18 protein-coding genes and 2 tRNA genes are annotated in these 19,789 nt (G+C 65.4%); 12 read left to right on the forward strand and 8 right to left on the reverse strand.

Annotated features, from left to right (window positions below):
* Positions 1-8: 8 nt before the first annotated feature.
* From WN72_RS47030 to WN72_RS26985, 3 genes are all read right to left on the reverse strand, one after another.
* Positions 9-284, reverse strand: a complete 276-nt coding sequence (locus tag WN72_RS47030; protein WP_244553695.1) for an SEC-C metal-binding domain-containing protein — start codon at positions 282-284, stop codon at positions 9-11.
* 5 nt (positions 285-289) lie between these two features.
* The gene (locus WN72_RS47035) at positions 290-616 is read right to left on the reverse strand and encodes a hypothetical protein (RefSeq protein WP_231164037.1); all 327 of its coding nucleotides are present in this window, start codon (positions 614-616) and stop codon (positions 290-292) included.
* Between the two features lie 172 nt (positions 617-788).
* Positions 789-865 (reverse strand) — tRNA-Asp (locus WN72_RS26985).
* Positions 866-1,101: 236 nt separating this feature from the next.
* On the opposite strand from WN72_RS26985, the gene WN72_RS26990 reads away from it, so the two are divergent.
* From WN72_RS26990 to WN72_RS27000, 3 genes are all read left to right on the forward strand, one after another.
* Complete coding sequence (locus WN72_RS26990; RefSeq protein ID WP_092213954.1) at positions 1,102-1,401, forward strand: HU family DNA-binding protein; 300 nt, start codon at positions 1,102-1,104, stop codon at positions 1,399-1,401.
* Positions 1,402-1,506: 105 nt separating this feature from the next.
* Complete coding sequence (gene pepT / locus WN72_RS26995) at positions 1,507-2,757, forward strand: peptidase T (protein ID WP_092213952.1); 1,251 nt, start codon at positions 1,507-1,509, stop codon at positions 2,755-2,757.
* Positions 2,758-2,848: 91 nt separating this feature from the next.
* On the forward strand, positions 2,849-3,664 hold the full coding sequence (locus WN72_RS27000) for an alpha/beta fold hydrolase (protein ID WP_092214339.1): 816 nt from the start codon (positions 2,849-2,851) through the stop codon (positions 3,662-3,664).
* Positions 3,665-3,681: 17 nt separating this feature from the next.
* Here WN72_RS27000 and WN72_RS27005 read toward each other — a convergent pair whose 3' ends face one another.
* On the reverse strand, positions 3,682-4,575 hold the full coding sequence (locus WN72_RS27005) for a hypothetical protein (protein ID WP_092213950.1): 894 nt from the start codon (positions 4,573-4,575) through the stop codon (positions 3,682-3,684).
* Between the two features lie 369 nt (positions 4,576-4,944).
* Here WN72_RS27005 and WN72_RS27010 point away from each other — a divergent pair, with 369 nt between their 5' ends.
* From WN72_RS27010 to WN72_RS27035, 6 genes are all read left to right on the forward strand, one after another.
* The gene (locus WN72_RS27010) at positions 4,945-5,187 is read left to right on the forward strand and encodes a hypothetical protein (RefSeq protein ID WP_092213948.1); all 243 of its coding nucleotides are present in this window, start codon (positions 4,945-4,947) and stop codon (positions 5,185-5,187) included.
* Positions 5,188-5,305: 118 nt separating this feature from the next.
* The gene (locus WN72_RS27015; protein WP_092213946.1) at positions 5,306-5,665 is read left to right on the forward strand and encodes a hypothetical protein; all 360 of its coding nucleotides are present in this window, start codon (positions 5,306-5,308) and stop codon (positions 5,663-5,665) included.
* A 57-nt stretch (positions 5,666-5,722) separates the two neighbouring features.
* Positions 5,723-6,997, forward strand: a complete 1,275-nt coding sequence (ihpA, locus tag WN72_RS27020) for a divalent metal ion exporter subunit IhpA (protein ID WP_092213944.1) — start codon at positions 5,723-5,725, stop codon at positions 6,995-6,997.
* On the forward strand, positions 6,994-7,971 hold the full coding sequence (ihpB, locus tag WN72_RS27025; RefSeq protein WP_092213942.1) for a divalent metal ion exporter adaptor subunit IhpB: 978 nt from the start codon (positions 6,994-6,996) through the stop codon (positions 7,969-7,971). The genes ihpA and ihpB overlap by 4 nt, the downstream gene beginning before the upstream one ends.
* On the forward strand, positions 7,964-11,173 hold the full coding sequence (locus WN72_RS27030; RefSeq protein ID WP_092213940.1) for an efflux RND transporter permease subunit: 3,210 nt from the start codon (positions 7,964-7,966) through the stop codon (positions 11,171-11,173). The genes ihpB and WN72_RS27030 overlap by 8 nt, the downstream gene beginning before the upstream one ends.
* Positions 11,174-11,175: 2 nt before the next feature.
* Positions 11,176-12,162: a cation diffusion facilitator family transporter gene (locus tag WN72_RS27035; protein WP_167380690.1), complete on the forward strand. Its 987-nt coding sequence runs from the start codon at positions 11,176-11,178 to the stop codon at positions 12,160-12,162.
* Between the two features lie 211 nt (positions 12,163-12,373).
* Here the strand turns inward: WN72_RS27035 and WN72_RS27040 are convergent, their stop codons facing one another.
* The gene (locus WN72_RS27040) at positions 12,374-13,234 is read right to left on the reverse strand and encodes a class I SAM-dependent methyltransferase (protein ID WP_092213938.1); all 861 of its coding nucleotides are present in this window, start codon (positions 13,232-13,234) and stop codon (positions 12,374-12,376) included.
* A 189-nt stretch (positions 13,235-13,423) separates the two neighbouring features.
* The gene (locus WN72_RS27045) at positions 13,424-13,615 is read right to left on the reverse strand and encodes a hypothetical protein (RefSeq protein ID WP_027559509.1); all 192 of its coding nucleotides are present in this window, start codon (positions 13,613-13,615) and stop codon (positions 13,424-13,426) included.
* Positions 13,616-13,861: 246 nt separating this feature from the next.
* Between WN72_RS27045 and WN72_RS27050 the strand changes: the two genes are divergently transcribed.
* The 3 genes from WN72_RS27050 to WN72_RS27060 all read left to right on the forward strand — a co-directional run bounded on the left by WN72_RS27050 (position 13,862) and on the right by WN72_RS27060 (position 16,708).
* Complete coding sequence (locus WN72_RS27050) at positions 13,862-15,625, forward strand: caspase family protein (protein WP_092213934.1); 1,764 nt, start codon at positions 13,862-13,864, stop codon at positions 15,623-15,625.
* 423 nt (positions 15,626-16,048) lie between these two features.
* Positions 16,049-16,411 carry a hypothetical protein gene (locus WN72_RS27055; protein ID WP_092213932.1) on the forward strand — a complete coding sequence of 121 codons (363 nt, stop codon included), beginning with the start codon at positions 16,049-16,051 and terminating at the stop codon, positions 16,409-16,411.
* Between the two features lie 220 nt (positions 16,412-16,631).
* Positions 16,632-16,708: transfer RNA gene (locus tag WN72_RS27060), tRNA-Val, on the forward strand.
* 94 nt (positions 16,709-16,802) lie between these two features.
* Here the strand turns inward: WN72_RS27060 and WN72_RS27065 are convergent.
* Positions 16,803-17,207, reverse strand: a complete 405-nt coding sequence (locus tag WN72_RS27065) for a GFA family protein (protein WP_092213930.1) — start codon at positions 17,205-17,207, stop codon at positions 16,803-16,805.
* Between the two features lie 74 nt (positions 17,208-17,281).
* Positions 17,282-19,705 (reverse strand): endopeptidase La, encoded by a 2,424-nt coding sequence (lon, locus tag WN72_RS27070; RefSeq protein ID WP_027559513.1) that lies wholly within the window; start codon positions 19,703-19,705, stop codon positions 17,282-17,284.
* Positions 19,706-19,789 lie beyond the last annotated feature (84 nt).

Genomic DNA, 19,789 nt, shown 5'->3' on the forward strand with positions numbered 1-19,789 from the left:
CGCCCGCGTCAGACGGGTCCGTAGCTGCCGCAACAGTGCTTGAATTTTTGCCCCGAACCGAAGGGACAGGGATCGTTGCGGCTGATGTCGCTCGGGCCGTAACGCAGCCGGTTGAGGATCTTCTTGTTCTGCTCGAGGACCATCTTTCGGCGCGCCTCCTGGACGCCGATCACCGCGGTGTTGTCGCCGGGATCCCAGAACGCCCGCGGCTTCAGATGCGCGAGCTTGCCGCTGACATAGACCGGGTAGAACCAGCCGAGCGTTCCGTCGCGCAGGCGCTGCAACGTCGTCAGGTCGTAGAGGAAGAAGCCCGCCTCCAGCAGTGTCGCGTTGATGTCGACCAGTAAGGATGCACCGACTCGGTGATCTCGATCTCACCCTCATGATCGGTGATGGCACAGATGCGATAGTCCCCGCCAAGCGCCTCCTTGATGGCCCGGAGGGAGTCTTCGTAGATCCCGTTGGCATCGATGTTGAGAGGCACCGCACCGCCGAGACAGGACAGATGGTTGAGCACGAAGTGTCCATCGGCACAGCCGAGATCGACCACGGTCCCGTAGCGCACGCCCTTCGCGAACAAATTTTGCAGCGTTGCGCTGAAATCGGCTGCCTGCATGAGATGGATTCCGCCAAGTCCCGTTTCAGCCAGTCGTGGCCGTGCTCGCGTGATGCGCGATTTGTTGCGCATTGCCCGCCACAGGCAAAATCAGAAACATAGGGATTTCATCCCGACCACGTGTCGGGAAGGCTCAGGTCCGGCATGTAAGCTATTGAGATTCCGCCAAAAATGGCGCGAGAGACGGGGCTCGAACCCGCGACCTCCGGCGTGACAGGCCGGCGCTCTAACCAACTGAGCTACTCCCGCGTGACGCGTATGTGTCCGCGCGGAACGAGGGGGGAATTAAAGGCCGGACCAAGTGAAGTCAAGGACGTTGGTACCTAAAGCCGGAATAGTCCCGTCCCCCGCCGATTGCGTGCGTGCAGAGCCTCCTCCACCTCTCGCGACGTAGTCAGTTCAGCCCCGAATCGTCTACGCCTTCCGTCACTTGCGTGGTTCCGAGGCCCTCCCCGAGACCTCGCCAGGAATGGAGGAGGCCAGACATGGCAAAGAAAGCTGCCGCTCCCGCCACCATCACGCTCAAGCACCTCGCCGCCAATATCGCGGAGAGCCAGGACCTGTCGAAAAAGCACGCCGAAGCCGTCCTCACCGACATGGTCGAGCTGATCACCAAGCACCTGAAGAAGGGCGACCGCGTCCGCATCGTCGGCCTCGGTATCCTCCAGGTCCGCAAGCGCGCCGCCCGCACCGGCCGCAATCCCGCCACCGGCGAGGCCATCCACATCAAGGCCAGCAAGAAGGTCGCGTTCCGCCCGGTCAAGGAACTGAAAGAGGCGATCTGAGCGGCTTACGTCTCGTTAAGCCTGATCCCATCTCGTCCGGCCGCATCAAGGCCCGCTTTTCTGATATACCGCCTGCTTCCCCAAAGACCCGGCGGTTGACCAGAAATGTCCTCCCTCTCCTTTTCGCACACCGTGACCGAGCGCTTCCTGCGCTACGTCACCATCGACACCCAGTCCGATCCGGAATCCCCTCACTCGCCCTCGACCGAGAAGCAGAAAGACCTCGGCCGCGTGCTCGCCGCCGAGCTGAAGGCCATGGGCGTGGCGGACGCCCATCTCGACGAGTACGGTTACGTCTACGGAACGATTCCGGCCACCACCGACAAGAAGGTGCCGGTGATCTGCTTCTGCTCACACATGGACACCTCGCCCGACGTCACCGGCAAGGACGTCAAGCCGCAAATGGTGAAGAACTATCGCGGTGGCGACATCACACTACCCGGCGATCCCAGCCAGGTGATCCGCTTCAATGAGCACCCCGCGCTGAAGAACCAGATCGGCAACGACATCATCACCACCGACGGCACCACGCTGCTCGGGGCCGACAACAAGGCCGGCGTCGCCGAAATCATGGATGCCGCGCATTTCTTCATCAACAACCCCGACGTGAAGCACGGCACCATCAAGATCCTGTTCACGCCGGATGAAGAGATCGGCCGCGGCGTCGACAATGTCGACCTGAAGAAGCTCGGCGCCGATTTCGGCTACACCATGGACGGCGAAAGCGCCGGCAGCGTCGAGGACGAGACCTTCTCGGCCGACGGCGCCACCATCACCATCAACGGCGTCAGCGCCCATCCCGGCTACGCCAAGGGCAAGATGGAGCACGCGATCAAGATCGCTTCCGCCATCGTCGAGCGCTTGCCGAAGGAAGGCTGCTCGCCGGAAACGACCTCGGGCAAGCAGGGCTTCCTGCATCCGATCGGCATCGACGGCGCGCTGGAGCAGGCGACGCTCTCCTTCATCGTGCGCGACTTCACCGAGGAAGGGCTGAAGGAGAAGGAGGCCCTGCTCGAGGGCATCGTCAAGGACGTGATGAAGGACTATCCGCGCTCGACCTACACGTTCGAGATACGCGAGCAGTACCGCAACATGAAGCAGGTGATCGACCGTCACCCGCACGTGCTCGAATACGCCATCGAGGCGATCCGCCGCGCCGGCCTGCGCCCGATGCGCACCGCGATCCGCGGCGGCACCGACGGCTCGCGCCTGTCCTTCATGGGCCTGCCCTGCCCCAACATCTTCGCCGGCGAGCACGCGTTCCATTCGCGCCTGGAATGGGTGAGCCGGCAGGACATGGAAAAGGCGGTGCAGACCATCGTGCATCTGGCGATGATCTGGGAGGAGAAGGCTTAGCCTCTCGAAGACAGGGATGGCCGCGCTGGTCCCGGCCCGTCCCAGTCGCGACGCCGTTAGCCTTGGACATGCATTAGTCTTGGACATGCAAATGCAATATGTTCGGTCCGGTCGCGCCAAGCTTGCAACAGACGTGGCGGGCAACGGCACTGCCGTCGTCTTTCTTCATGCCAATGTGTGCGACCGGCGGATGTGGCGCGTCCAGCTGAATGGAATGAGTGCGACCCACAAGGCGGTCGCTTATGACCGACGCGGGTTCGGCGAGACGCGCGCCGAGCCTGAAGACTTTTCCGCCCTCGCAGACCTCGTGGCGGTGCTGGAGGCTACCGCAGACAACGGGCCCGCGATCCTCGTTGGCTGCTCCCTTGGCGGTCGCATCGCGCTCGATGCCGCCCTCCGACACCCGTCGCTTGTTCGCGCGCTCGTCCTGATCGCTCCGAACGTCGCGGGGGCACCCGATCCGGTCTACAGTCCCGACATCGAGAAACTGATGATGCAGTCGAAGGAGGCCGAGGCATCCGGCGATCTCGATCGGCTCAACGCGATGAAGGCCCGCCTCTGGCTGGACGGACCGCTGGCGCCCGAAGGTCGCGTTGCCGGCTCCGCCCGCGATCTGCTCCTCGACATGAACGGCATCGCGCTTCGCTCCCAACCCTTCGGCGCGGATGTGGACGTTGTTCCCTTCTTCCACCGACTCCATGAAATCGCGGTACCGACCCTCATCGCGTGGGGCGACCTCGATTTCCCCTATGTCCAGGATCGCTGTCGTCGGGTCGTTGCGGCAATCCCGGGGGCGGAGGGCCGTGAAATGCCGGACGTGGCTCATCTCCCTAGCCTGGAGCGTCCCGCGGAAATCACGAGCCTGATCGCCGAATTCGTGGGCCGGCGTGCGGGGACGGACAGCTAGGTCCGCGCCTCGCATGCTTACGGCACCGGCATCGCCCGCGGACTGCGATGGAAGCGGTTCGAGCTTGCCATCCAGTTCGGCAACGGCTCGCCATCGCGGTGGCGTCCGCCGGCAACGGCGGCACCCCAGGCGACTGCGGCACCGATCAGGGCCGCCGCCGCAACCGAGAAGGCCACGATGATCGAGTTGCGCCGCGCGCGGTTGATCGCCGTGTGGGCTTCCGCGATCATCGCGTCGACCCGCCGCTCGGAATCAGGCGCCGCCAATCCCGTGGCCGCAGCGACCTGCTGCACGAGATAGGTCCGGTCGTCGGTGCTGACACCGCTATGGCTCGAAGACATCATCAGGATGCGTCCCGCCTCGGCGCGGGCTTCCCGCATGTCGGTGTTGGGCGGCCGGCGCGGCGCGCGGAACAGCTTGTCGAGCTCATAGCTGAGCAGCGGCTCGGCTGAGGTGACATTACCGGCTCCGCTGCGCATCGGCGAACGGTCGAGCGCGGCCGCACCGAGGATCGCCAGCAGCGCCGCACCGATCAGCACGGCAAGAGCCCAGGACGTCAGGCCGTGCAGCCCGTCCCGTCGCTCGCCGTCATCCTCGATCGTCGTTAGCGCCGGCGCCGGTCGCGTGGTCCGGCCGGCGATGTAGCCGCCGAAGCCGAAGCTGACGATCGCCTGGATGATCAGATACAGCCCGGACAGCAGTGCCAACGCCGCCGACGCATCACGCCATGTCGGCGAGGCCGAACTGACCCCGAGGCCGATGGCAACGCCAAAGCCGACGAGGATGAACGACATCGCTCCGGCGGCGAAGGCGCCTGCCAGCACCGGGCCCCATTGGATGGTCCGGCGATCCTCGGCGATCGCCGCGCCGCCCTCCATCACGTCTTCCTGCACGAGAGTTTCGATTGTCATCGCGGCTCTCTCAGCGCAGGCCAAAGAATGACAGGATCGCCATGATCACGACGATCAAGCCGATGAGATAAATTAGTCCGTCCATGGTCCTTCCTCCTCAACATTCCCAATCGCTAATCAGGAGGCAGGAGGAACGTTCCTAATTCGGCATGGTCTTGTGGAACGAACCGGCGAGATGCGAATTGTCTGTCCAAGTCCCAAGGATGAAGATTGTGAGCACAAAAGGCCCCAGCCGGGCAGCCCCGGAGCTGGGGCCTTTCCGCGTGTGCGACCGCCTGACCTGCCCGTTTCCTGTCGTATGTTAACGACGCCGGCGGCGGGATCATCAAAGATGTGATCGGGACGGGACCTGCAAATCGGGAGAGGCGCGTGGACCGCAGAACGGCGTGCCTGCATCAGGCGGATATATTCCGGGAGAAGGCCCTCGCCGATCCCGAGCACCACGATCAATGGATCGACGAAGCCATCAAATGGCTGGAGCGGGCGATGGAGGCGAGCTGTCACGCCGTCATCACAGTCGAGGCTGACGAGATCAGCCATGTTCCGGAGCCGGCGCGCGCGACCGCGATCGACACGCTCGCCTCGCACCCGCGTGTAATCGCCCGCCAGTGAGAAGCGCTCGCAGCTCGCGCTGCTGCGGCAAATGTTCCTGGGACGTAACAATGTTGCGGGTCGACACTGTTCCCGCCGCCATGCTAGGTCGGGCCCAGACCGCAACCAGAGTGCCATCGTGCGCGCGAACCGCCAGCCCTCAGCATCCCGCCGACCGCGCAACTGGCGCGGCCTGCTGTCCGTGCTGATCGCGGCCGTCTATCTGCTCGCCGGCGCGCTGCACGGCCTGCACGACATCGACGTGACCACGCCTGCCGGCGGCTCGGAAATCGCGGCGGTACTCGATACGGCCGGACATAGCGACCACAAGGCGATCGGCGGCCATCATTGCCATGGCTGCTTCTCGGTCGCAGTCGTTCAGCCGGCACCATCGAGCACGTCGATCCCATTCGTGGCGGCTCCGCACCCTGAGCCCGAGCCCCGCCTCACCGGCATCGTCCCCGATACCGACTCCCGGCCCCCCAAGCATCTGACCTGAACGGATCAGCCGGGCGCCAGCTGCGCGCCCATCTCGTCTCCTTCACAGGTCCTATTCATGCTTTCCAGGCGGACGGCCGCGCGCATGGCATGCGCGATGGCTCTTCTCATCAGCCCACCGCTGGTGCTGACCTCACACGCCCAGACGCTGACGATGCGCGCGGCGCTATCGCGTGCGCTGGCCGCGAGCCCGCGCCTGACGGCGGCGGAGCGCGATGTCGGCATCGCCACCGGCCAGCGCATCCAGGCGGGCGCACTGCTCAATCCGGAACTGTCCTATGAGCAGGACAACTCGTTCGGCTCCGGCATCTATCGCGGCACAAGGTCGGCCGAGACCACGCTTCAGATCAGCCAGGCCTTCGAGCTGTTCGGCAAGCGCGAGGCGCGGGTCGCAGCCGGCGCGGCCGGCATCGAGGTCGCCGCGATCCAGCGCAAGGCGGTCAGGCTGGAGGTGCTGTCGGAGACCGCCATCGCCTTCCTCAGCGTGCTCGGCGCGCAGCGGCGCATCCAGATCCTCGACGAGCAGATCGCCGCGATCGACCGCCTGACGCCGCTGCTGCGCCGCCGCGTCGAGGCCGGCGCCTCCTCACCGGCCGAAACCGGCCGCGCCGAGGTCGCCTCGGCGCTGGTGAAGGCCGACCGCGAGCGCTTCAAGGCGACGCTGGCGAGCACGCGGCGCGAGCTTGCCGTGCTGATGGGCGATCCTGCCGCGAAATTCGGCGAGGTCTCCGGCCGGCTCGACACCATGGGCAAGCCGCCGACGTTCCAGTCGGTGGTCGCCGCCATCGACGCCAATCCGCAGCTGGTGCGCTGGACCGCGGTCTATGCCCAGCGCAATGCCGAGCTGCTGATGGCGCGCCTGCGGCCCTACCCAGACGTGCGCATCGCCGCCGGCTGGCGCCATTTCAACGACACCAATGACGACGCGGTGCGCCTCACCGTCTCGGTACCGATCCCCGTGTTCGACCAGAACCAGGGCAACATCCTCTCGGCGCAGGAGAGCCTCGCCAAGACCAAGGCCGAGCGCGAGGCGAGCCGCAACACGCTGATCGTGGTCGCCGGCCGCGCCTACGACGCGGTGCAAGGCTCGCTGCGCGAGCTCGCGGTGCTGCGCGAGACCGCCATACCCAAGGCGACCGAAGCGTCCGAAGCGATCTCGCAAGGCTACGGCCAGGGCCGCTTCACCCTGCTCGAAGTGCTCGACGCCCAGGCGAGCGTGACGCAGGCGCGCCTGCGCGAGCAGGAGGCCTTGCAAAACCTCCATGTCGGCGTTGCCACCATCGAAGGCCTCGTCGGCAATCCCTTCACGCTCGCGCGGGAGAGCGCACGATGAAGACAGTCTCCACCATTCTCGTTGCCGTCGTGGCCGCCGCGTTCGGCGCTTACGGCTATTCCCTGCTCGCGCCGTCCAAGGTCGCGCACACCGACCATACCGAGCATTCCGAACAGAAAAAGCCGAACGATCATGTCGAGCAGGATGAGCACGGCGCCGACCGCATCCGCATCTCCGACGTCAAGCTGGCCGCAGCGGGCGTGACGCTGGCGGAGGCCGCGAGCGCGACGCTGACCGACACGCTGTCCTTCAACGGCATCTTGCGCGCCAACCAGGAGGCGGTGGTTCAGGTCACTCCCCGCTTTCCCGGGCTTGCAAAATCGATCCAGAAGCGCATCGGCGACAAGGTCGGCAAGGACGACCTGCTCGCCGCCATCGAGAGCAACCAGAGCCTGACGGTCTACGAGCTGAAGGCGCCGATCGCCGGCACCGTCATCGAGCGCCAGATCTCGCTCGGCGAATACGCCTCCGAGCAGAAGCCGGCTTTCGTCGTCGCCGACCTCTCCACCATCTGGGTCGATCTGTCGATCTACCGGCAGGATCTGCGGCGCGTGCGCCTGAACGACGAGGTGCTGATCGACCCCGACGACGGCCGCGGCGAGATCAAGGGCACGATCTCCTACGTGGCGCCGATCGGCTCGAGCGAGACCCAGACCGCGCTGGCGCGCGTGGTGCTGCCAAATCCGGACGGACGCTTGCGTCCCGGCCTGTTCGTCACGGCGCGGCTGATCCTCGCCGCCCGCAATGTCGCGGTCGCCGTGCGCCGCAGCGCGATCCAGACACTGGAGAACAAGACCATCGTGTTCGTGCGCGAGGACGGCGACAAGATCGAGGCGCGGCCGGTCGAGCTGGGCGACTCCGACCCGCGCCATGTCGAGATCAAGGCAGGCCTTTCCGCCGGCGAGCACTACGTCGCGGAGAACAGCTTTGTGGTGAAGGCCGAGATGGGCAAGGGGGAGGCCGAGCATGATTGAGCGCCTCATCGCCGCCTCGCTCAAGCAGCGCTGGCTGGTCCTCCTGCTCGCGCTCGGCGCCGTCGCGTTCGGCGGCTGGAATTTTCAGCGCCTGCCGATCGACGCCGTACCCGACATCACCAACGTGCAGGTACAGATCAACACCCGCGCGCCCGGCTACTCGCCACTCGAAACCGAGCAGCGCATCACCTTCCCGGTCGAGACCGTGATGGGCGGGCTGCCCAAGCTCGACTACACGCGCTCGCTGTCGCGCTACGGCCTCAGCCAGGTGACGGTGGTCTTCAAGGACGGCACCGACATCTATTTCGCCCGGCAGCTCGTGGGCGAGCGCATCCAGCAGGTGAAGGACCAGCTGCCGGCCGGCGTCGAGGTCGCAATGGGACCGATCTCGAGCGGGCTTGGCGAAATCTTCATGTACACCGTCGAGGCCAAGGCGGGCGCGAAGGCACCAGGCGGCCATGATTACTCGCTGACCGACCTGCGCACCGTGCAGGACTGGATCATCCGGCCGCAGCTTCGCAACGTGCCGGGGGTGATCGAGGTCAACACCATCGGCGGCTTCGAGCGGCAATTCCACGTGCTGCCGGACCCCGGCAAGCTGATGGCCTACCGGCTCGGCTTTCGCGACGTCATGACGGCGCTGGCCGCCAACAACGCCAATGTCGGCGCCGGTTATATCGAGCGCAACGGCGAGCAATATCTGGTGCGGTCGCCGGGCCAAGTCGGCAGCATCAGCGAGATCCAGGATGTCGTGATCGGCTCGCGCGGTGGCAATCCTGTCAGGATCCGGGACATCGCCACCGTCACCGAAGGCCGCGATTTGCGCACGGGCGCGGCGACGCGCGACGGTGAGGAGACCGTGCTCGGCACCGCCATGCTGCTGATCGGCGAGAACAGCCGCACGGTGGCGCGTCGTGTCGCGGCGCGTCTCGAGGACATCGCCAAATCGCTGCCCGACGGCGTCGTGACGCGAACCGTCTACGACCGCACCCATCTGGTCGAGGCCACGGTCCGCACGGTCCAGAACAACCTTGTGGAAGGCGCGGCACTGGTCGTGGCCGTGCTGTTCCTGATCCTCGGCAACATCCGCGCCGCCCTGGTGGTGGCCTGCGTCATTCCGCTGTCGATGGCCATGACCATCACCGGAATGGTCGAGACCAAGGTCAGCGCCAACCTGATGAGTCTCGGTGCGATCGACTTCGGCATCATCGTCGACGGTGCCGTGATCATCGTCGAGAATTGCCTGCGCATGCTGGCGGTGGCCCAGCGCGAGAAAGGCGGCCTGCTCACGACCTCCGAACGGCTGCGCGCGATCCAGCGCGGGTCGAGCGACGTCATCAAGCCGAGCCTGTTCGGAACGCTGATCATCGCGGTGGTGTACCTGCCCGTGCTGACGCTGACGGGCGTCGAGGGCAAGATGTTCACGCCGATGGCGCTGACCGTGCTGATGGCGCTCGGCGCGGCGGTCTTGTTCTCCATCACCTTCGTGCCGGCGGCGGTCGCCATCTTCGTCACGGGCAAGGTTTCCGAGCACGAAAACCTGTTCATGCGGATGGCAAAGCGCGCCTATCTCCCCCTGCTCCGCTTCGCCATCGACAACCGGGCCGCCGTCGCGATCATGGCCGTCGTCATCGTGGTCGCGAGCGGCATCGCCGCTTCGCGAATGGGCGGCGAGTTCATTCCGAGCCTGGATGAAGGCGACGTCGCGCTGGCCTCGATCCGGATTCCCGGCACCAGCCTCACCCAGTCGCTGGACCTCCAGAAGGCGCTGGAAAAGCGCATCATGCAGATTCCGGAGGTGAAGGAGTTCTTCACCCGCATCGGCACCGCGGAGGTCGCCACCGATCCGATGTCGCCGGCGCAGACCGACGGCTACATCATGCTGAAGCCGCGCGCCGAATGGCCCGACCCGGACAAGCCGAAATCGGAGGTGATCGAAGCCATCGACAAGGCCGCCGACGACATTCCCGGCAGCGCCTATGAGCTCTCCCAGCCGGTCCAGTTTCGCGTCAACGAGCTGATCTCCGGCGTGCGCAGCGATGTCGGCATCAAGGTTTTCGGCGACGACCTCGACATCCTGCAAGGCGCGGCAAAGCAGGTCGAGGCGGCGATCCGCGGCATCCGCGGCGCCAGCGACGTCAAGATCGAGCAGGTCTCGGGCCTGCCGATCCTCACCGTCCGCCTCGATCGTCAGGCGCTCGCCCGCTATGGGCTCAGCATCAGTGAGGTGCAGGGCATCGTCGAGATCGCGGTGGGCGGCAAGTCGGCCGGAAAGCTGTTCGAGGGCGACCGCCGCTTCGACATCGTCGTGCGCCTGCCGGAGCAGTTGCGCGGCAATCTCGAGGCGATCCGCGCCATCCCGATCCCGCTGCCGCCGGGCGAGGACGCCGCGGCCAGCGCGCCGATCCGCACAGCGCTGTCAGGCTCTCCCCTCGCCCAGATGCGCTACGTGCCGCTGTCGTCGGTCGCAACCGTCGATACGACGCCCGGCCCCAACCAGATCAGCCGCGAGAACGGCAAGCGGCGCATCGTCGTCACCGCCAACGTCCGCGCGCGCGATCTCGGCTCCTTCGTGAGCGAGGCGGAAGCAGCCGTCGCCGAAAAGGTCAAGCTGCCGCCGGGCTACTGGATCGGCTGGGGCGGACAGTTCGAGCAGCTGGTCTCCGCCACCAAGCGCCTGACGATCGTCGTGCCGGTGGCGCTACTGCTGGTATTCCTGCTGCTGTTCATGGGCATGGGATCGGCGGCGGATGCGGCGCTGGTGTTCTCCGGCGTGCCGTTGGCGCTGACCGGCGGCGTTGCGGCGCTGCTGTTGCGCGGCATCCCGCTGTCGATCAGCGCCGGCGTCGGCTTCATCGCGCTGTCGGGCGTCGCCGTGCTCAACGGGCTCGTCATCATCGCCTTCATCGAGCGGCTGCGCAGCGAGGGTCGGCCCATTGCGGAAGCCGTTCGCGAGGGCGCCCTGACCCGTCTGCGCCCCGTGCTGATGACGGCCCTGGTCGCCTCGCTCGGCTTCGTGCCGATGGCACTCGCCACCGGCGCCGGCGCCGAGGTGCAGCGGCCGCTCGCGACCGTGGTGATCGGTGGCATCATCTCCTCGACGGTGCTGACGCTCTTGGTGCTGCCGGCGCTCTATGTGCTGTTCCGCCGTGACGCCGCGGGCGAAGCGCCTACAATGGCGGCTGACTTGGCGGAGCGCTAGAATTGGCAAGCCACGACCATCACAGCCATCACCATCATGATCATGCCGGCCACGGGCATGATCATGGTCACAGCCATGGCCATGACCACGCGCATGGTGCCGGACACGTCCATGCGCCCGCCAATTTCGGCAGGGCGTTCGCGATCGGCATCACCCTCAACACCGCGCTGGTCGTCGCCGAAGCGGTCTATGGCTATATCGGCAACTCCACGGCACTGCTCGCGGACGCCGGCCACAACCTGTCCGACGTGCTCGGCCTTGTCGTGGCCTGGGGCGCCTCGGTTGCGGCAAAGCGCGCGCCGAGCGGCCGCTTCACCTACGGTTTCCGTGCCTCGACCATCCTGGCGGCGCTGGCGAACGCGGTGTTTCTGCTGGTCGCGACTGGCGCAATCGGCTGGGAGGCGATCCTGCGCCTGCGCGAGCCGGAGCCGATCGCGGGCGTCACCGTGATGGTGGTCGCCGGCATCGGCATCCTCATCAACGGCTTCACCGCCATGCTGTTCGCAAGCGGCCGCAAGGACGACATCAACATCGAAGGCGCGTACCTGCACATGGCGGCCGACGCCGCGGTCTCGCTCGGCGTCGTGGTCTCGGCAGCGCTGATCATCTGGACCGGCTGGCTCTGGCTCGATCCCGTCACCAGCCTCGTGATCTGCGCCACCATCCTCTGGAGCACGACGAGCCTCTTGCGCGGCTCGATCGACATGTCGATGGCCGCAGCCCCGAAGGGCACTGACCTTGCGGCGATCAAGGCGTTCCTGCTGGCGCGGCCGGGCGTGTCAGGGATTCACGATCTCCACGTCTGGCCGATCTCGACCACCGAGACGGCGCTGACCTGCCATCTCGTCATGCCCGCCGGCACCGGCGATGCATTCCTGATGGAGACCGCGCAGCTGCTGAGGACATCGTTCCGCATCGGCCACACCACGCTTCAGGTGGAGACGCATCCCGACAACGGCTGCGCGCTGGCGCCGGATGATGTGGTGTGAGGGACGGCGACCGTTGTGGCGCGCATCGCTGCCGCTCGCTCGGTGTCGTCCCCGCGAACGCGGGGACCCATAACCACAGGGAGAAGTCGCGGCGCGAGCCGACGACCACGAGTCCTCGTCAAACTTCTCCCCGTGGTTATGGGTCCCGGACCTGCGCTCCGCTTGTCCGGGACGACACCGGGGATTGGAACGACGCTGAGCAGCAAACTCTCTACGCCGCCTTCGCCGTCACGATCCAGATCGCACCCTGCAGCGCCACGCTCTGCCCCTTCAGGAACGGCGCGAGCGTCTCGCGGATCGAGGCTTTGGCAGCGTCATAGGTCTCCGGCGGATGGCCTTGCAGCGCGCGGCTGGCGGGGCCGATCTGGAGCGAGCCGTCGACGGCGGCGTCGAGACCGCCGCCGATGGCGATGTCCATGGGGAGATTGTGCGGCTCCATCGCGACGTCCGCGAAGCCGGCGCCCTTGAGGATGCGCATCACGCGCTCTTCCGAGGCGAAGGCGAACGGGCCCGGCTCCTCCGGCCCGACCGGCGGCATCTTCGGCACGTGTTTGTAGACCGCCATCAGCGGCGCCATCATCCACGGGTTTTCCTTCGGCTCGCGCCAGCAGACGAAAGCGAGCCGCCCTGTAGGCTTGAGCGCACGGCGGAGATTGCTGAAGGACGCGATGGGATCGGCGAAGAACATCACGCCGAAGCGCGAGGCGAGCACGTCAAAGCTCGCCGGCTCGAACGGATGCACCGTCGCATCCGCCAGCACGAAATCGAGCGGCAGGCCCTTTGGCGCAAACGCGCGCGCCTGCGACAGCATCGGGTCGGACACATCGAGGCCGAGCGCAAGGCCATCGGGCGCAACCGCCTTTGCGAACGCGACCGTCGTCGCGCCGGAGCCGCAGCCGACATCGATCACCCGCTCGCCCGGCTTTGGTTTGGCACGGTCGATCAGGACGTCGGCGATCGGCCCAAGCAGCTTCTCCTGCACCCCATGGCGGTCGGCCCAGCGCTGCCCGCTCGGGCCGTTCCAATAGGCGATCTGGTCGGCGTTTTGCTCGTGTCCGCTTGGCTGTTCCATGGGGGCCTCTCTGGCAGCTCGGTCGAAAGACCCCGATGCCGAAAAGCAATGACGCCGTCAACCGGAGTTGCTCTGTCCACCTGCCGGCGAGACATGCCTCCGTTCTCGCCGCGTTGCACGGCGTCACCGATTGACGGACGGTGAGAGGACTTACTGCCGAGCTGCGCTATGCCAATGCGCTGCGCAAAGTCATTCGGCCGCCAGCGAGGCTCCAGTTCGCTTCGCAAGAACCCGGCGGAAGTCCGTTGCCAGCTCGTCATAATAGCGGGCAAGCTCCTCATAAAAAGCCTTGCCGGCTTCGTCGCTCGCTTCCTGAGCTGCTTTCATGCAGTGAGCGGCTTTGGACTCGTACCTTTCCAACTTCGTGCGAAGATCACTCATCACGGCGAACACGCTAATTAAGGGAACTGGAACGGTGGTTCGCGGTGCGATCTAAAAGATGACCGAAGGAAGGCAATTTTGGACCCGCCACGAGTCTCTTTCAGGGCGCCGGATGCCTGGTAAAAGCCCGCCTCCGCCCGTTGGGCTCTGGCGCGGCAGCAGGCGCCTGTGACATTCATCACACAGCGGCCTTTGCCGCGATGGCACTCTGCGACTACTCTGATCACATTGCGATTTGGGGCTGCAATGGGCGCGACTCGGATTTTTCTGGTCTTATTGACCTTCATCTGTTTGGACTGCGGAGGAGCGCACGCGGAAAAGCGCGTGGCGCTCGTGATCGGCAATTCCGCCTACAAGAGCGCGCCGAGGCTCGCCAATCCCGTGAATGACGCCTCTCTCGTCGGCGGCATGCTGAAGAGAGCCGGGTTCGACCAGGTTGATATCAAGCTCGACCTCAACGCTGCGGAGATGCGCCGGGCCTTACGCGACTTCGGTGCCAGGACGCGTGAGGCTGATGTGGCCGTCGTCTATTATGCGGGTCACGGCATCGAGCTTGACGGCGTCAACTACCTGATCCCCACGGATGCCAGCCTTGAGACCGACAGCGATGTCCTCGACGAGACGCTGCCGTTGGATCGCGCTCTGTTCGCGGTCGAGCCGGCCAAGCAACTCCGGCTCGTCATCCTCGATGCCTGCCGGGACAATCCATTCGCCAAGACCATGAAGCGGACCATGGCTGCGCGCTCGATCGGCCGCGGCCTCGCCAAGGTCGAGCCGACCAGCCCGAACACCATGATTGCCTTCGCGGCAAAGGCCGGCTCGACAGCTTCGGACGGCGACTCCAAGAACAGCCCGTTCGCCGCAGCGCTGGTCGAGCGCCTCCCCACGCCCGGGCTCGACCTGCGCAAGGCGTTCGGCTTCATCCGCGACGATGTTCTCAAGAACACCGGCTACAAGCAGGAGCCTTATGTTTACGGCTCGCTCGGCGGCGACGACGTGTCGTTGGTCCCGGCCAAACCTGCTGTCACCACAGGGCCGCAAGCGAACCCCCAGGACGCGATCCGCCGGGACTACGAGCTGGCGCTGCAGGCGGGAAATCGGGACGCCTGGGAGGCCTTCCTGCAGGCCTATCCCGACGGCTTCTATGCCGGCCTCGCCCGCGCGCAGCTGAAGAACGTTGCCGCAGAAGAAGCGCGCGCCGCCACAGCCGAAAAGGCGCGCCAGGCGGAAGAAGCCAAGACCCGTCTCGCCGCCGAGCGCGCCAACAAGGCCGAGCAAGAGAAGGCCGCGGCGGCAGCCAGGGTGGCCGAGGAGAAACGGCTTGCCGCCGAGAAGGCCAAGCAGGTCGAGGAAGCCAAGGCGGCCGCAGCCGAGCAACGCAGGCTGCAAGCGGAGGCCGCAGCGGCGAAAGTGCTGGCTGACAAGCAAAAGCCCGCAGAAGGCGAGCAAAAGGTCGCGGCGATCGCGCCGCCGTCGGCTTCAGCGCGGCCGACGATGTCGACCGAGGAGCTGACGAAGGTTCTGCAACTCGAGCTGCACCGTGTCGGATGTCACCCGGCGCCTGCGGATGGCATCTGGACGGCCTCATCGCAGGCTGCGTTGGCGCAGTACAACAAATATGCCGGAACCAAATTTGACGAAAGGCTGCTGGGCTACGACGTGCTCGATGCAGTCAAGGCGAAGCAAAGCCGGGTCTGCCCACTGGTCTGCGACCACGGCTTCAAGGCGAGTGGCGATGCCTGCGTGAAGATCGCCTGCCGCGCAGGCTACCGCGTCAACGACGACAATGAATGCGCAAAGGTGCAGGAGAACAAGCCAGACGCCGCGCGCAATGATGCAAGCAAGCGGGACATGGAGCGCAAGAAAGTGGAGTCCGCCCCGGCAAAGCCACAGGCCTCAGGGCAGGTCATCTGCAATACCGGCGGCTGTCGCCGCGTGAGACCTGGATGCCGCGTCGTCCAGAAATGGGGAGGTTCGGCCGCCAGCTACCAGGTCGAAGAGTGCAATTGAGATCGCGGATGGATCGGGGTCGGCAGCGACCGCAGTTGGCGCGACAGCCATCGCGCCCCTGTCACCGATCGGATCGGGTCTGCCGATCCGAGGCACGCCTCCAAACACCCGCCTTCGCCCCGCTGGGCTTCGGCGTGGCAGCCTTGGCTCGCTTCGCGTCAATAAGTTCGGAGGCTGGCCTGCCCAGCCGTAGTTCGCGAAGCGAGCGAAGGCTGGTGGGCGGTCGAACCGCGGACCCTCTCGGTGTACACGAGATGCTCTAACCAGCTGAGCTAATTCCTTGCCGTAGGCATCATCGGACCCGCGCACCGTGTCTCATCTGTGCGCATTGCGGCCGCATTGGTTTCACCGAACGGCCACACCGGAATCAGATGCCAACCAGATTTCCTCGATAGGTTCGCCGTTCCTCAAATCCGGAAAGGCATGACCATGCGCAGCTTCACGGCATCCGTCATCGTTGCAGTTCTCTCCCTCGGAACACCTGCTCTGGTGCAGGCACAGGGCGCATCGTCGCAACCCGGCACCGAACAGCCGTCCACACAGTCCAGCACAGTGATCCGGAGCATACAGGTTGTGGACGTCAAGGAATTGCAGCCGGCCGTGCGCGCGAAGGTCGATGAACTCGTGGCGCACACAAGCGACCAAGACATCCAGTCGCTCCGGCAGTCCATCGACGCCACACCGCAGGCCGCCTCCGTGCTCAAGGCCAAGGGCTTGAGTTCGTCGCAAGTCATCGCGATCAACATCGCCGACGGTGTTCTGACGATGTTCACCAAGACAGCCTGATATCAGACGGGAGTTGAGGCGCTGCACGGCGGCCGTGAGCACGATCGCCTCCTCGCCGGACGACGATCCGCGCTACGAAAGAGGGTTGCCCTGCAGCGGGCCCGCTGCAGGCCTGCCCGTATCGAGCATGAAACCCCCGACAAGGCCGCAAATTGGAGTCAGTTCGCGACGCGCTCGGCTCTTGCTTCGGCACCCACCGGGGCGCTAAAGAGGCGCACTTGGGCGGTTAGCTCAGCTGGTTAGAGCATCTCGTTTACACCGAGAGGGTCCGCGGTTCGAATCCGTGACCGCCCACCAGCCTGCGCTCGCGCAGCGACGTAGGATGCCACGCCGGAGCCCAAAGAGCGAAGGCCGGCTTTTCGCAGCGAGCTATGGCTAGGCAAGCCCGACCTCAATCCCTCGGCCGTCCCGGCAGCAGCGGCACCGCGTCGATCCAGACTGCAGCCGACTGGCACCAGATCTGCCTGACGGGCCGCAATTGGTCGCGCTGGCGGATGCTGCCCCAGCGGATGCCCCAATCGTCGGCCTGGTCGCCCTCGCCGCTGGTGAACAAGGGCGAACCGCACCCGGCGCAGAAGTGCTGGAAGCGCATCCGGCCGTTGTCGCCGCGCTTGCCATAGATTTTGGGCGTGCCGGCGGTGAGCTTGACGTCAGCCTTGGTGCAGATCGCGGTGACCCGGAACGGCGAGCCGGTCAGCGTCTGGCAGTCGGTGCAGTGACACACCGAGACCGCCTCAGGGTCGACTTCGGCCTCAAAGGTGATCTGCCCGCAATGGCATTGTCCGTCGACCTGCATCGCCCGCGTCCCCTTCCCTCAAAACAAAAACGGCGCCCGAAGGCGCCGTTTTATCATCTTTTTGAACTGCGTTCTCAGTGAGCGGTCAGGCCGCCGGCGGCCTCATCGCCGTCCGGCTTCACCGTCACCTTGGTGTCCTCTTCCCAGACGATCGGCACCGGCTTCTTCACCAGCGCCTTGGCGACGACGTCGTCGAGACGGGAGACCGGGATGATCTCCATGCCGCCCTTGATCGCATCGGAAATCTCCGTGAGATCCTTGGCGTTGTCCTCGGGGATCAACACCGTCTTGATGCCGCCGCGGGCAGCGGCCAGCAGCTTCTCCTTGAGGCCGCCGATCGGCAGCACGCGGCCGCGCAGCGTGATCTCGCCGGTCATCGCGACATCGTGGCGGACCGGTATGCCGGTCATGACCGAGATGATCGCGGTGGCCATCGCCACGCCCGCCGACGGACCGTCCTTCGGCGTCGCGCCCTCCGGCACGTGCACGTGGATGTCGCGCCGGTCGAACAGCGGCGGCTCGACGCCATAGTTGATCGCGCGGGAGCGGACGTAGGACGCCGCCGCCGAGATCGATTCCTTCATGACGTCGCGCAGGTTGCCCGTGACCGTCATCTTGCCCTTGCCGGGCATCATGACGCCTTCGATGGTCAGCAGCTCGCCGCCGACATCGGTCCAGGCAAGGCCAGTAACGATGCCGACCTGCGGCTCGCTCTCGATCTCGCCGAAGCGGTACTTCGGCACGCCGAGCAGCTCTTCCAGAGTCTTCTCGGTGACCTTGACCGACTTCTTCTTGGAGATCATCAGCTCCTTCACCGCCTTGCGGGCGAGTGTGGAGAGCTCACGCTCCAGGTTACGCACGCCCGCTTCACGGGTGTAGCGGCGGATCAGCAGCAGCAGCGCGTCGTCGTCGATCGAGAACTCCTTGGAGTCCAGGCCGTGCTTGGACACCGCGTTCGGGATCAGATGCTTGCGCGCGATCTCGACCTTCTCGTTCTCGGTGTAGCCCGCGATCCGGATGATCTCCATGCGGTCCATCAGCGGGCCGGGAATATTGAGCGTATTCGCGGTCGTGATGAACATCACGTTGGAGAGATCGTAGTCGACCTCGAGATAGTGGTCGTTGAACGTTCCGTTCTGCTCGGGGTCGAGAACCTCAAGCAAAGCCGAGGACGGATCGCCGCGGAAATCGGCGCCCATCTTGTCGATCTCGTCCAGCAGGAACAGCGGATTGGACGACTTGGCCTTGCGCATCGACTGGATGATCTTGCCGGGCATCGAGCCGATATAGGTGCGGCGGTGACCGCGGATCTCGGCCTCGTCGCGCACGCCGCCGAGCGAGACGCGCACGAATTCGCGCCCCGTCGCCTTCGCGATGGACTTGCCGAGCGAGGTCTTGCCGACGCCGGGAGGACCGACGAGGCACAGGATCGGACCGGTCAGCTTGTTGGCGCGGGATTGCACGGCGAGATACTCGACGATGCGTTCCTTGACCTTCTCCAGACCGTAGTGATCTGAATCCAGGATGGCTTGCGCCGCCTCCAGATCCTTCTTCACCTTGGACTTCTTGTTCCACGGGATCGACAGCAGCCAGTCCAGATAGTTGCGCACGACGGTCGCTTCCGCGGACATCGGCGACATCTGGCGCAGCTTCTTCAATTCATGCTGCGCCTTCTCGCGCGCTTCCTTGGAGAGCTTGGTCTTGGAGATCTTCTCTTCGAGATCGGCGAGCTCGTCGCGACCATCGTCGTCGCCAAGTTCCTTCTGGATCGCCTTCATCTGCTCGTTGAGATAATACTCGCGCTGGGTCTTCTCCATCTGGCGCTTGACGCGCGAGCGGATGCGCTTCTCGACCTGCAGCACCGAGATCTCGCTCTCCATCAGGCCCAGCACCTTCTCGAGGCGCGTGGTGACCGACAGCGTCTCCAGGATGCCCTGGCGGTCCGCGATCTTGACGGCGAGATGCGAGGCAACGGTGTCGGCGAGCTTGGCGAAATCGGTGATCGCCTGCACGACACCGACGACCTCGGCCGAGATCTTCTTGTTGAGCTTCACATAGCTCTCGAAGTCGGACACGACCGAGCGCGCCAGCGCCTCGGCCTCGACCGACTTCGCATCGGTATCGGCGAGCGCGACGGCGGTGGCTTCATAGTAGTCGGCGCGATCGGTGTATTTCTGCACGCGCGCACGCTCGAGCCCTTCGACCAGCACCTTCACGGTGCCGTCGGGAAGCTTCAAGAGCTGGAGCACGCTGGCAAGCGTACCGGTCTCGTAAATGGCATCGGGCGCCGGATCATCGTCGGACGCGTTCTTCTGCGTCGCGAGCATGATCAGCGCATCGTTCTTCATCACCTCTTCGAGCGCGCGGATCGACTTCTCGCGACCGACGAAGAGCGGCACGATCATGTGCGGGAAGACGACGATATCGCGCAGCGGCAGCACGGGATAAGCGTGCGCCTCGCCATGGACGATGGTTGGCCGGGGTTTTGGATTAGTCATGGCCTTTTCCTTTTGCTTTGCCCCCTTGCACGCAGCCCGCTGTCTCATGCGCAACCGCCACAAGGTGCCGAGGTGATCGACAGA

The organism is Bradyrhizobium arachidis (genome assembly GCF_015291705.1).
GTDB lineage: Bacteria > Pseudomonadota > Alphaproteobacteria > Rhizobiales > Xanthobacteraceae > Bradyrhizobium > Bradyrhizobium arachidis.